This window comes from Pseudoclavibacter sp. Marseille-Q434, from assembly GCF_050315415.1.
Lineage (GTDB): Bacteria > Actinomycetota > Actinomycetes > Actinomycetales > Microbacteriaceae > Pseudoclavibacter.
Genome location: NZ_JBNPQH010000001.1, coordinates 1,424,028 through 1,436,906 on the forward strand (window position 1 = coordinate 1,424,028; position 12,879 = coordinate 1,436,906).

The 12,879-nt window shown below is 69.6% G+C and carries 12 protein-coding genes; all 12 read right to left on the bottom strand.

Annotated elements, in window-relative coordinates; genetic code table 11:
• Positions 1-60: 60 nt before the first annotated feature.
• Positions 61-657 carry an SMC-Scp complex subunit ScpB gene (gene scpB, locus ACQFZP_RS06880; protein WP_179557023.1) on the bottom strand — a complete coding sequence of 199 codons (597 nt, stop codon included), beginning with the start codon at positions 655-657 and terminating at the stop codon, positions 61-63.
• Positions 650-1,519 (bottom strand): segregation and condensation protein A, encoded by an 870-nt coding sequence (locus ACQFZP_RS06885; RefSeq protein ID WP_374100749.1) that lies wholly within the window; start codon positions 1,517-1,519, stop codon positions 650-652. Before ACQFZP_RS06885 ends, scpB begins: the two co-directional genes overlap by 8 nt.
• A complete protein-coding gene (locus tag ACQFZP_RS06890; protein ID WP_104312643.1) occupies positions 1,503-2,375 on the bottom strand; it encodes a ParA family protein in 873 nt (290 codons plus the stop codon). The genes ACQFZP_RS06885 and ACQFZP_RS06890 overlap by 17 nt, the downstream gene beginning before the upstream one ends.
• A gap of 23 nt (positions 2,376-2,398) precedes the next feature.
• Entirely contained in the window at positions 2,399-3,334 is a 936-nt protein-coding gene (xerD, locus tag ACQFZP_RS06895) for a site-specific tyrosine recombinase XerD (RefSeq protein ID WP_211890718.1), read from the bottom strand.
• A gap of 10 nt (positions 3,335-3,344) precedes the next feature.
• Entirely contained in the window at positions 3,345-3,989 is a 645-nt protein-coding gene (locus ACQFZP_RS06900) for an NUDIX domain-containing protein (protein WP_104312645.1), read from the bottom strand.
• A complete protein-coding gene (locus tag ACQFZP_RS06905; RefSeq protein ID WP_244295986.1) occupies positions 3,986-5,707 on the bottom strand; it encodes a CTP synthase in 1,722 nt (573 codons plus the stop codon). Before ACQFZP_RS06905 ends, ACQFZP_RS06900 begins: the two co-directional genes overlap by 4 nt.
• Positions 5,708-5,718: 11 nt before the next feature.
• Complete coding sequence (gene recN / locus ACQFZP_RS06910; RefSeq protein WP_211890719.1) at positions 5,719-7,488, bottom strand: DNA repair protein RecN; 1,770 nt, start codon at positions 7,486-7,488, stop codon at positions 5,719-5,721.
• Positions 7,485-8,408, bottom strand: coding sequence for an NAD kinase (locus ACQFZP_RS06915; protein ID WP_104312646.1), 924 nt, complete (start codon positions 8,406-8,408; stop codon positions 7,485-7,487). The genes recN and ACQFZP_RS06915 overlap by 4 nt, the downstream gene beginning before the upstream one ends.
• A complete protein-coding gene (locus ACQFZP_RS06920; RefSeq protein WP_211890720.1) occupies positions 8,405-9,286 on the bottom strand; it encodes a TlyA family RNA methyltransferase in 882 nt (293 codons plus the stop codon). Before ACQFZP_RS06920 ends, ACQFZP_RS06915 begins: the two co-directional genes overlap by 4 nt.
• A complete protein-coding gene (locus ACQFZP_RS06925; RefSeq protein WP_211890721.1) occupies positions 9,283-9,498 on the bottom strand; it encodes a hypothetical protein in 216 nt (71 codons plus the stop codon). The genes ACQFZP_RS06920 and ACQFZP_RS06925 overlap by 4 nt, the downstream gene beginning before the upstream one ends.
• Complete coding sequence (locus ACQFZP_RS06930) at positions 9,495-10,532, bottom strand: HAD-IIA family hydrolase (RefSeq protein WP_104312649.1); 1,038 nt, start codon at positions 10,530-10,532, stop codon at positions 9,495-9,497. Before ACQFZP_RS06930 ends, ACQFZP_RS06925 begins: the two co-directional genes overlap by 4 nt.
• A gap of 171 nt (positions 10,533-10,703) precedes the next feature.
• On the bottom strand, positions 10,704-12,879 hold a 2,176-nt coding region (locus ACQFZP_RS06935), incomplete at its 5' end, for a hypothetical protein (protein ID WP_211890722.1).

Here is a 12,879-nt window from a genome sequence, read left to right on the forward strand (position 1 = left end):
GCCGCTGCCTCGTCGGCGGTGCGGTCGGTGTCGCCGCGGCGCGATCCGCGCCCTCGCTGGTCACTCATGGAATCCGTCCTGTCCTTCGTCGAGCAGAGGTGAGATCTTGGGCAGCTCGTCGAGCGAGTTGAGTCCCAGATGCACCAGAAGCGTCTGAGTCGTGACGTAGCGAATGGCCCCGGTCACGTCGTCGTGGCCGTCTTCTGCGATGAGGCCACGTGCTACCAGAGTACGCACCACCGAGTCGACGTTCACGGCGCGCACCTGCGCCACCTGCGAACGCGTGATCGGCTGGCGGTACGCGATGACGGCCAGCGTCTCGAGCGCGGCCTGCGAGAGCTTCGACGGCTGACGCGTGAGCACGAAGTCGGCGACGATGTCGTCGAGGTTCTCGCGCACGTAGAGCCGCCATCCTCCACCCACTTCGCGCAGCTCGAAGCCGCGCTCGGGACCAGCGAGGTCACCGTTGTAGTCGGCGACCAGACGGCCGATGGAGGCGCGCACATCGGGGACGGGGCGGCTGACGGCCCCGGCGATGGCCACGAGCGACAGCGGCTCGTCGGCGACGAAGAGGATCGCCTCGACGGCTCGGTCGAGGTCGATGCTCGGCTGGTGAGCTTCTTCGGCCGCGCGGTCGAGCTGCCGCGGATCAGTCATCGTCGTCTCCGAGGCTCGAGAGCTGCGCGGCGTCCCAGTCGTCGGCATCCCAGGTCACCGTCAGCTCGCCGAGGGGCGTCTCCTGCTCGAAGCTGAGCGCTGCACGCCGGTAGAGCTCGAGGAGGGCGAGGAAGCGAGCGATGACGACACCCCGCGCGTCGGCGTCGGCGACGAGCTCGCGGAACGTCCGCGGCTCACCATCCTGCAGCAGGGCGACGAGGATCCGGGCCTGCTCGCGGATGCTCACCTTGGGCGCGTGCAGGTGGGTGAGGCCGACGGTCGGGATCTCGCGCGGTGCGAGCGCGAGGGTCGCGAGCGCCGCGAAGTCGGCGGCCGAGAGCGTCCAGACGAGATCCGGGATGCGCTCCCTGAACTTCGGCTCGAGCGGCACGGCGCGGGTCGTGCGCTGCCCCTCGACGCCGAGCGCGGCCGCGAACCAGGTGGAGACCTCTTTGAAGGCCTTGTACTGCAGGAGACGGGCGAAGAGCAGGTCCCTCGCCTCCAGGATCGCCACGTCCTCCGCATCCACATACTCGCCCTGCGGCAGCAGGCTGACGATCTTCATGTCGAGGAGGGTTGCGGCGACGACGATGAACTCGCTCGCGCGGTCGAGCTCCTCCGGCGTCGACAGATCGTTGAGGTACCCGATGAACTCACTCGTGACGCGGCTCAGCGACACTTCGGTGATGTCCATCTCGTGCTTCGAGATGAGGGTGAGGAGCAGATCGAACGGGCCCTCGAAGTTGCTCAGCGACACCCGGAAGTCTGGGTCGGACGCGCCTTCGAGGTCGGGCGCGGCGGAGGCGCCGACCCGCGGTGCTGAGGTTCCCCGGGTGGTCAGGGCGCTAGGCGACGGCGCCACGTTCGATCAACTCGCGCGCGAGCTGGTGGTACGCCTTCGACGCGGTGTGCTCTGGAGCGAATCGGACGATGGGCACTCCGGCGACGGATGCGTCGGGGAACTTCACCGTGCGGCCGATGACCGTGTCGAAGACCCGGTCGCCGAACGCCTCGTACACGCGGTCGAGCACCTCGCGCGAGTGCAGCGTGCGGCCGTCGTACATCGTGGGGAGGATGCCGTCGAGCTCGAGCGACGGGTTCAGCCGGTCGCGGACCTTGTCGACGGTCTCGACGAGCAGCGCGACACCGCGGAGCGCGAAGTACTCGCATTCGAGCGGGATGACGACGCCGTGGCTCGCCGTGAGCGCGTTGACGGTGAGGAGGCCCAGTGACGGCTGGCAGTCGACGATGATGACGTCGTACTCGCTCGACACCTTGCGGAGCACGCTCGCGAGGATCTGCTCGCGAGCGACCTCGGTGACGAGGTGCACCTCCGCAGCGGAGAGGTCGATGTTGGCGGGCATCACGTCGAGGCCAGGGAACGCGGTGGCCTGGATGACGTCGTGCGGGTCCTTGACCGTGCCGATCAGCAGATCGTAGACGGTCGGCACGTCGTACGTGCGGATTCCGAGGCCGGCGCTCAGCGCACCCTGGGGGTCGAAGTCGACGGCCAGCACCCGGCGACCGTAGAGGGCGAGGGATGCGCCGAGGTTGATGCTCGTCGTGGTCTTCCCGACGCCACCCTTCTGGTTGCACATCGAGATGATGCGCGCGGGGCCGTGGCTCTCCAGCTCTTCCGGCACCTCGAAGTGGTTGTAGAGTCGCGTCGACACCGCGCTTGCGCTGCGGGGCGTGGATTCGATCGTCTCTTCGCTCATGACCTCTGCATCCTATCCCCGCCTCAGCCTCCGCCGAGGGTGGCGCGCGGATGGCTCGTCGCGTACACGTCGCGCAGGGTGTCGGCGGTCACGAGCGTGTAGATCTGCGTCGTCGACACCGAGGCGTGGCCAAGCAGCTCCTGGACGACTCGCACGTCAGCACCGCCCTCGAGCAGGTGGGTCGCGAAGGAGTGTCGCAGGGTGTGCGGGGAGACTCGACCCGCGAGGTCGGCTCGCGTCGCGATGGCGTCCAGCAGGTTGAACGCGCTCTGCCGCGACAGCCGCGCTCCTCGTGTGCCGAGGAACAGCGCGGGAGTCGCATTCCCCCGCGTCGAGAGCTCACGCCGCGCTCGCACGAGGTAGCGGTCGAGCGCCCGCTGGGCGAAGCTGCCGACCGGCACGATGCGCTGCTTGTTGCCCTTGCCTCGGACCCGCAGGATGCCGGGCTCGATCAGATCATCGACGTTGAGGTCGACGAGTTCGGAGATGCGGGCGCCGCTCGCGTAGAGGAGCTCGACGAGTGCCGTATCGCGCATCGCCTCGAGCGTCTCGCCGTCAGCCGCCTGCAGCAGCCGTTCGACCTCGGCGACCGTGAGCGCCTTCGGCAGCCGTGACGGGAGCTTCGGGGCACGCGTGCGTGTCGTGGCGTCCACATCCAGCACGCCTTCGTCGAGCAGGAACCGGTGGAAGCCGCGGACCGACGACAGGGCCCTCGAGACGGAGGACGCAGCCAGGCCCTCGCCTTCGCGGAGGTGCGCGAGGAACGCGGACGCGTCGTCGGCGGTCACCGCACCGATCGGCCCACGGTTGGTGCCCTCGAGCCATTCGAGGTACTTGCCGAGGTCGCGCCGGTAGGCGCCGAGGCTGTTGCTCGACAGACCACGCTCGATGGTCAGGTGTCGGAGGTAGGTGTCGAGCAGTGCCGTGTCCGTCTTCGCATCGCCCGGATGTGCAGCCACGGCGCGTCGACTACTCTGGGCGGCCCGGCGACCGGGTCGGCCACTCCGCGCCGGCAGGGCGCAGCGTCGACCAGCCGCGCTCCTTCGCGAGGTGGAGCGCCATGATGCCGGAGATGACGAACGGGTTCTGCACCGAGCCTGCGAGGACGGCGTCGAGCGCCTCCGGCAGCGCCACCCAGCGCTGCTCCAGCTCCGCTTCCTCGCCGGTGCGGGCGAAGGCCTCTGGCGTCGAGGAGACCGCGCGCGCGAGGTACACGCGCACGTTCTCGCTGCTCCCGCCTGGCGAGGTGTACTGGTCGAGGAGCACGTCCCAGCGGTCGGCGACGAGGTCCACCTCTTCAGCGAGTTCGCGCTTCGCCGCGTCGAGCGGGTCCTCGCCTGGCGCGTCGAGAAGCCCTGCGGGCAGCTCCCAGTCGCGCCGCCCGACGGGGTGACGGTACTGGCGGATGAAGAGGATGCGGTCGGCGTCGTCGAGCACGAGCACCGCGACGGCGCCCGTGTGGGCCATGAACTCCCGGGTCAGCTCCTCGTCACCGAAGCGGAACCGCTCCCGGACGATATCCCAGACGGCGCCGCGGAACACGACGCTCGATTCGAGCACCGTGTCCTCGGCGACCTGGTCGGCGAAGGGACCCGCTCCGGCGGCGTCGGTCACTGCTGGACCTGGTCCACGTCCTGCACGTTCTCCTCGACGTCGACGAGGCGTCCCGAGCGCTGACGCTCGAGGCCGGCGGCGACGAGGCCGGAGAAGAGCGGGTGCGCGCTGTTCGGGCGCGACTTCAGCTCGGGGTGCGCCTGCGTCGCCACGTAGAACGGGTGCACCTCGCGCGGCAGCTCCACGTACTCGACGAGCGTGCCATCCGGGGAGAGCCCAGAGAAGTGGAGCCCCGCATCCGCGATCTGCTCGCGGTACGCGTTGTTCACCTCGTAGCGGTGGCGGTGGCGCTCCTCGACGAGCGTCGAGCCGTAGAGCTCCGCGATGATGGACCCCTCGTCGAGGGCCGCCGGGTAGGACCCGAGGCGCATGGTCCCGCCCATGTCGCCGGTCTCGATGATGTCGACCTGCTCGGCCATCGTCGCGATGACGGGGTTGGGCGTCTCCGGGTCGAACTCGGAGGAGCTCGCGTCGGTGATGCCGACGACGTTGCGTGCGTACTCGATGACCATGCACTGCATGCCGAGGCACAGGCCGAGCGTGGGGATTGCGTTGTCACGCGCGAAGCGCAGCGCGCCGAGCTTGCCCTCGATGCCGCGGATGCCGAAGCCGCCTGGCACGCAGATCGCGTCGACGTCGCTGAGCTGTGCTGCCGCGCCGTCGTGCGTCTCGCACTCGTCGGACGGGATCCAGCGCAGCTTCACGCGGGTCTGGTTCGCGAAGCCGCCGGCTCGCAGCGCCTCGGTGACCGACAGGTAGGCGTCTGGCAGATCGATGTACTTGCCGACGAGCCCGACCGTGATCTGGTGCTTCGGCTGGTGCACGACCTCGAGCAGGCGCTCCCAGGCGCTCCACTCGATGGGCTCGGCCGGGAGCTTGAGCTGCTCGATGATGTACTCGTCGAGGCCCTGCTCGCGCAGCACGCGCGGGATGTCGTAGATCGAGGGCAGGTCGATGGTGTTGACGACCGCACGCTCGGGCACGTCGCACATGAGCGCGATCTTGCGCTTGTTGCTCTCCGTCACCGGGCGGTCGCTGCGGAGCACGAGAGCGTCCGGCTGGATGCCGGCGGAGCGCAGCGCGGCGACCGAGTGCTGGGTGGGCTTCGTCTTCTGCTCCCCGGATGCGCCCATGAACGGCACGAGCGAGACATGCACGAAGAAGACGTTGTCGCGGCCGAGCTCGTGGCGCAGCTGGCGCGCCGACTCGATGAACGGCTGCGACTCGATGTCGCCGATGGTGCCGCCGACCTCGGTGATGATGACGTCGGGGCGAGGCTCCTCGCTGGCCTGCAGGCGCATGCGGCGCTTGATCTCGTCGGTGATGTGCGGGATGACCTGCACGGTGTCGCCGAGGTACTCGCCGCGTCGCTCCTTGGCGATGACGCTCGAGTAGATCTGTCCCGTCGTGACGTTCGCCGACTGGGCGAGGTCGACGTCGAGGAAGCGCTCGTAGTGCCCGATGTCGAGGTCGGTCTCAGCGCCGTCGTTGGTGACGAACACCTCACCGTGCTGGAACGGGTTCATCGTTCCCGGGTCGACGTTCAGGTACGGGTCGAGCTTCTGCATGACGACTCGCAGGCCTCGGGCCCTGAGCAGATTGCCCAGGCTGGCGGCGGTCAAGCCCTTGCCGAGCGAGGAGACGACGCCCCCGGTCACATAGATCTGCTTGACAACGGCCTGGTCGTTTCCCGCAACTGGGATATCTGCGCTAGTCACGGAATTCCATCTTAGACGACGGACCGCGATCCGTCTGCGCCTGCGTCGTGTCCGACGCTCCCCTGCACTGCTCGATTCGCCGCAGCGAGCTCCAGCAGCTCCTCGGCGTGGGCGTTTCCGGTCTCGCTGTCGGAGAGTCCGGACAGGAGCCGGGCGATCTCCTGCGTGCGGTCCGCCCCGCTGATCCGGCGGATGCTCGACGTGGTGAACTGCCCGTCGCTCGACTTCTCGATGCTGATGTGGTTGTCCGAGAACGCCGCGACCTGTGCCAGGTGGGTGACGACGATGACCTGCGCGTTCGCGGAGAGCCGCTGCAGGCGGCGCCCGATCTCGATGGCGGCGGAGCCTCCGACGCCGGCGTCGACCTCGTCGAAGACGAGCGTCGGCACCGAGCTCACATCGGCGAGCACCACTTCCAGGGCCAGCATGACTCGGGAGAGCTCACCGCCTGATGCCCCCTTGCCCAGGGGTGTGGGCTCCGTTCCCGGGTGCGGGCGGAGCATGAACGCGACACGGTCGCCTCCGTGCGCGGCGATCTCGTCGAGCGACGAGATCTCGACCGTCAGCTGCGCCGCAGGCATCGCGAGCGCGTGCAGCTCCTTCGTGACTCGTTCTTCGAGCACCGAGGCGGTCGCCGTCCGGAGTTCGGTGAGCCGCGAGGCCGCCGCTGCGAGTGTCTCCTCGGCCTCGGCGATCTGCGTCTCCAGCTCCTGGATGCGCGTGGAGTCGTTCTCGAGCTCGAGCAACTGCATGCCGGCCTGCGAGCCGAGCTCGATGACGTCGTCGAGGGTCGGCCCGTACGTGCGCGTCAGGCTCGTGAGCAGCGTCAGGCGGTCGTTGAGCTGAGCCAGCTCGCCGCTCCCCTCCGCCTCGAGCCCGTCGAGGTAGCCCGCGAGGCGGAGCCCGAGCTCGTCGATCGCGAACGAGATGTCTGCCGCGGCCTGTCCCAACTCACCCAGCGCGGGGTCGCTCGACGTCGCGCTGTCGATCAGGGATCGCACCTGGGAGACGAGCTCGGTCGAACTCCCGCCACCCTCGCCGCCGAACCCTGCGGAGCTGTCCCCCGCCAGCAGCTCGTGCGCCTGGCCGACGTCGCGGCGCAGGGCTTCGAGGTTCGAGAGACGCTCGATGCGCGCCAGAAGCGTCACGTCCTCCCCCGGCTGGGGCTCGGCTGGCTCGATGTCGGCCAGGGCGCGGCGCAGGCGGGCAGCTTCGAGCTCACGCTCGGCCTCGGCGTCGCTCAGCGTCTGCAGCTCCGAGCGGAGCTCGCCGCGGCGGATGTGCGCGTCGCGGACCGCGGACCGCGCGGTGCGCAGCTCAGCGCCGCCGAACGCATCCAGCGCCGCTCGCTGCGCGCCCTCGCTGCGCAGCCGCCACTGGTCGCTCTGCCCGTGCACGACCACGAGCCGCTCGCCGAGGTCGGCGAGGATCGACGCGGGGACACCGCGCCCGCCGAGCCAGGCCCGGCTCCGGCCTTCAGCGCTCACCTGGCGGGCCACGAGGAGCTCGTCGTTCTCGTCGAGCTCGGCGCCCGCGTCTGCGGCGAGCCTTGCCGCGGGGCTGTCGGAGTCCAGCTGCCAGCGCCCCTCGACGACGGCCTTGCTGGCTCCGGAGCGGACGGCGTCGGCAGACGCGCGTCCTCCGCGCAGCAGACCGAGTGCGGTCACGATCATGGTCTTGCCCGCGCCGGTCTCACCCGTGATCGCGGTGAAACCGGGCCCCAGGGGAAGCTCGGCTCGCTCGATGACGCCGAGGCCGGAGATATCGATGTCAAGAATCATGCGCGTGCGGGTCCTCGCCATCCTGAGGTCGGGAGTTGGAACTTCTCGACAAGTCGCTTGCTGAACGGCGCGCTGTGCAGGCGCGCGAGACGGATCGGGGCGCCGCCCCTCGTCGCCGTCACGCGGGAGCCCGCGGTCAGGTCGTACGTGCGTCGCCCGTCGCACCACAGCACGCCGGGCGTGCCGGTTCTGGGCACGATCTCCACGGCGAGGGTGGAGCTCGGCCCCACCACGATCGGTCTCGCGAAGAGCGCGTGCGCGCTGATGGGCACGAGCAGAAGGGCCTCGACGGTCGGCCAGACGATAGGCCCGCCAGCCGAGAACGAGTAGGCGGTGGAGCCGGTCGGCGTGGAGAAGATGGCACCGTCGGCGCCGAAGCTCAGCAGCGGCTGACCGTCGACCTCCAGGACGAGCTCGAGCATCCGCTCCCTGCTGGCCTTCTCGATCGTCGCCTCATTGAGGGCCCACGTCTCGTAGACGGTCTCGCCGCCGAGCGTGACGCGGACGTCGAGGGTCATGCGCTCCTCGACCTGGTAGTCGCGGTCGAGGGCGCGGCCCACCGCATCCGCCAGCGAGTCTCGCTCGCTCTCCGCGAGGAACCCGACGTGGCCGAGGTTCACGCCGAGGATGGGCACTCCTGCCTCGCGCACGATCTCAGCGGCGCGGAGGATCGTGCCGTCGCCTCCGAGGACGATCGCGATCTCCACCTCGTGCGCCGCGAGCTCCTCCCCGAGCGAGATCGTCGTCCTGGGCACCCGGTTGCGATCGAGGCGCACCAGCTCACGGTAGGTCGCAGGCTCCAGCACGGGCGTGACTCCCGCATCGTCGAGCAGCTGCAGCACGGTCATGGCCGCCTCGATGGCGTCCTCCCGGGCAACGTGGCTGACGACGAGGATGCGCCGCTTCGGGAACTCCGTCATCGATCTCCCTCCAGGTCCTCCGCTTCGACGATGGCTCGTCGCAGAGTGACGAGTCTGTCAGCATCGGCTGGACTCGCGCCTGTCGACGTGCGGAGAACCGCAACGAATTCTGCGTTGCCGTGGGTGCCGACGATCGGCGACGGGCGCAGCGAGACGAGTTCGAGCCCGCAACTCGCCGCCTCGACGAGCACCCGCTCGAGTGCGGGCGCGACCAGTTTCCGGTCGTGGACGATGCCGCCCTTCACGCCGGTTCGGCCAACCTCGAACTGCGGCTTGATGAGCAGCACCGCGTCCGTGAGACCGGGCGCCATCGCCAGGATGGGGGCGATCACCTTCGTCAGCGAGATGAACGAGAGATCGCCGACGACCAAGTCGAGGTCGCCAGAGCGCACGGGAGCATCAGCGGCCTCGAGCAGCTCGTCGAGCTGCTCAGCATCGGTGAAGCGCGCGTTGACGCCCTCGAGGTTCGTCACACGGGGATCTTCGCGCAGGGCGGGCGCGAGCTGGTCGTGACCGACATCCAGGGCCACCACGTGCCTGGCACCGCGCGCGAGCAGCACCTGCGTGAATCCGCCGGTCGAGGCTCCCACGTCGAGCGCTGCCCGCCCAGCCGGATCGAGGGTCGGGACGGCGTCGAGTCCGGCGACGAGCTTGTGCGCGGCGCGGGAGACGAAGTCGTCTCCCCCGGCGACGGCCAGCGCATCGCCAGGCGCGACTCGCACGCCGGTCTTGGTCGAGATGACGCCGTTGACCGACACGAGGCCGGACTCGATGAGTCGCGCCGCCGCCGTCCGACTGCGCGCGAGACCGCGGCGCGTCAGCTCGGTGTCGAGCCGCTGGAGGGCTTCGCTTCCGGCGCTCTGAGATCGCGAGTTCATGACTGGTCTCCATCGAAGAGCTGGACCGGGGTGCTCTCGAGGAGCTGACCGAGCTGCTGATGCACTCGCGAGAACTCGGCTGCCCGCTCAGAGACTGGCAGGGCGCCGATCCGCTCGAGCTCCAGCGTCAGTTCGTTTTCGGGCTCGACGACGTGGTCGCCGCCCGTGCGACCTGCTCCCTCGTGGCCCTCACCCGTGTGTTCGATGGTCACGAGGCGAGCTCCGAGTACAGCACCTCCGGCACGCGGAGCGCGTAGATCAGCTTCTCCGAGGCTGCGATCGCCGCGCAGCCCGCGCGCAGCAGGTTGATGGGCGAGGATCCGGCGCGGTCGACGATGACGTCGATGCCGCGCACCGTGACCTGCGCGTCGCCGACCCTCGCGACGGCGTGCTCGGCCTGCGGACGCTCGGCGATGACCTTCGGGTACGGCTGCGAGAGCTCCCGCAGGTCGCTCAGGATGAAGTCGGGGCGCTGGCCGGGAGGTGCCGCGATGAGCTGCTTCGGGCGGTCAACGCCCGTGAGCACGAACGCCGAGGTCATGCCGGCGTTGTCCGCGCCCTTGATGTCGGTGTCGAGGCGGTCACCGATGAACAGCGCCTTCTTCGCGTCGAAGCGACGCACCGCCTCGTCGAAGATCGCCTTCTCGGGCTTGCCCGCCACGAGGGGCAGCTTCTGCACCGCTGTGTGCACTGCGGAGACCAGCGTGCCGTTCCCGGGCGCGATCCCGCGGGCGACGGGGATCGTCCAGTCCTGGTTCGTCGCGACCCACGGGATGTCGCGGGCGAGCGCAAACGAGGCCTCGGCGAGGTGCTCCCAGCCGACGTGGGGCGCGAAGCCCTGGATCACGGCGTCCGGTCCGTCGTCGGCGGACCGCGTCACGCGGAAGCCGCCCTTCCCGAGCTCGTCGACGAGCCCATCGCCGCCGACCACGAGGATCAGCGCGCCAGGGGCGACCTTCGTGGAGAGCAGCCGGACCGCAGCCTGCGGGCTCGTGACGACATCCTCAGCGGTGAGCGACAGCCCGAGGTCGCGCAGGTGCTGAGCAACCTGCTCGTCAGTGCGTGATGCGTTGTTCGTGATGTAGCCGGAGCGGATGCCGGCGGGCGCGAGCGCGTTCAGGCTCTCGACCGCGTGCGGCACCGGATTCGGGCCGCGGTAGACGACACCATCGAGATCGGCCAGCACAACGTCCACGCCGTCGAGGGGCGCTGGTCCGGTTCCGGTGCTCTTCTTGAACAATGCCATCGGGATCTCTCGTCTCTCTGAGCGTGCCACCGTGCGGTGCCGGGCCGGCGCTCGTACTCGTCATGGGTTGTGCTCGTGGCGCGTTGATCGCTGAGTGCGTGGTGGCGTGACGCAGTCGCGCCGGGGACGCAGGAGCGGGACGGCAGAGTGCATCCGCCGCCCCGCATCCGGTCACAGGTCGAAGAGCGGCTCGGGCTCGTCGCCCTTGCGCTTTCCTTCGTTGTCGTCGTTCTCGTCGTCAGCCTCGGCGTCGGAAGCTGCCTCAGGCTCGGAGGCCGCAGCCGCGGCCTCCGGCTGCGTCGGCTCTACGCCGGCTTTCTCGGCTGCTTCCTCTTCGAGGGCAGCGGGAACGACGTCGAGCTGGACTTCGAGGACGGCAGGTGCGTCCGCCTCGTCTTCCAGCTCTTCGAGCTCCTCAGCGGCGGCGACGATCTCGTCTGCCTCCTCCTGGACCTCGGCGACCTCGTCGGCGGCTTCGGCCTCGGCCACGATGTCCTCCGCCTCGGCCTCCACGTCATCGGCTGCCTCGGCTTCAGCGACGATCTCGTCTGCCTCCGCCTCGACCTCGGCGACCATTGCGTCGTCGAGCACAGCGGCGGCTCCGTCCACAGGTTCAGCGTCGCTCGTCGAGCTGGCCTCTGTGGTCAGCTCGTCGCCGGCGGCGAGCAGCTCGTCGACTTCAGCTTCGAGATCGTCGTCGTCGCTTGAGTAGGGCGCGTCGGTGGCCTCGACCGCGGTGGCCTCAGCCGCGTCTTCGCCGTCGATGCTGTCCGCGGCGTCGGTCGATTCGGTGTCCGAGTCAGTGTCTTCGGTGAGGGCAGCCTCGCCGTCGATCTCGTCGTCCTCTTCCTCGAGCGGTGGGAACTCGCCCTCGGTGATGACCTCGATCGTCTCGTGCTCGTCGTGCTTGACGGCGTCGAGCGCATCCTGGGCACGGGTCGCGAGCGCAGTCCAACGCTCGGCCTCCGACTGGCGGCCGAGCTCTTCGAGCACGGTCGCGTAGGCGCCGAAGAGCGCCGGGCTGTACGAGTAGGCGCGCTTGGGGTCGAGCTGCGGGATCTCGAGCTCGGCGAGCGCAAGATCGGGTGAGCCCTGGTCGAGGCGTGCGCCCGACATGGCGATGGCAACCTGGACGAGTTCCGCTGGGCCGAGGCCCGTGCGATCGGCGGCGCGGCCCAGCTCGAGGGCTCGGTCGGGGCGACCGAGCCCACGCTCGCTGTCGATCATGAGCGCCAGCTGGTCTTCCTTGCCGCTGATGCGTCGGTAGGTGCGCAGCTCTCGCAGCGCGAGGGCGTAGTCGCCGATCGTGTAGGCCGTGATCGCGAGCGTCTCGCGGACCATGGCGATTCGACCGCCGCGACGGGCCGCGGAGACGGCGTGCTGGTGAGCCAGCTCCGGGTCGGTGTCGATGAGCACGGAGGCCATGACGAGGTGCCTCGCCACGAACTCCTGGTTCGTCGCCTCGAGCGTCTTGAGCTCGTTGCGGGCGCCCTTCGGCAGGTCCGATTCGCTGACCTCATCGGGCACGATGGGGTCGATGTGCTCCGCGCGGACCGGGCGCAGCTCGCGTGCAAGCAGCTCCTCTTCCGTCAGCTCCGGGCGTTCCGGCGCGGGACCACCGCGTCCGCCGAAACCGCCTCGGCGGTCCTGCCCACGGTCGTCACGTCCGCCGCGGCTGTTGTTGCGGGGGCCGGATGAGCGGCGTTCCCCGTCGCGGGGCGGGTAGCTCTTCCGCTCGCCATCGCGGGGCGGGTACGACTTCCGCTCGCCGTCACGGGGCGGGTAGCTCTTCCGCTCGCCATCCCGGGGCGGGTACGACTTCCGCTCACCATCCCGGGGAGCGTACGACTTCCGCTCACCGTCGCGGGGCGGGTAGGACTTGCGCTCGCCACGGTTGTCACCGCGGTCATCACGCGATCCGAACGAACGACGCTCGCCATCGCGGGGCGGGTACGACTTCCGCTCACCATCGCGGGGAGCGTACAACTTCCGCTCACCGTCGCGGGGCGGGTAGGACTTGCGCTCACCGCGGTTGTCACCGCGGTCATCACGCGATCCGAACGAACGACGCTCACCATCGCGAGGCGCGTACGACTTCCGCTCACCATCGCGGGGAGCGTACGACTTCCGCTCACCATCGCGAGGCGCGTACGACTTACGCTCGCCATCGCGGGGCGGGTACGACTTGCGCTCGCCACGGTTGTCACCGCGGTCATCACGCGAGTTGTACGGACGACGCTCACCGTCCCGGGGCGGGTACGACTTCCGCTCACCATCGCGGGGAGCGTACGACTTCCGCTCACCGTCGCGGGGCGGGTAGGACTTGCGCTCACCGCGGGTGTCACCG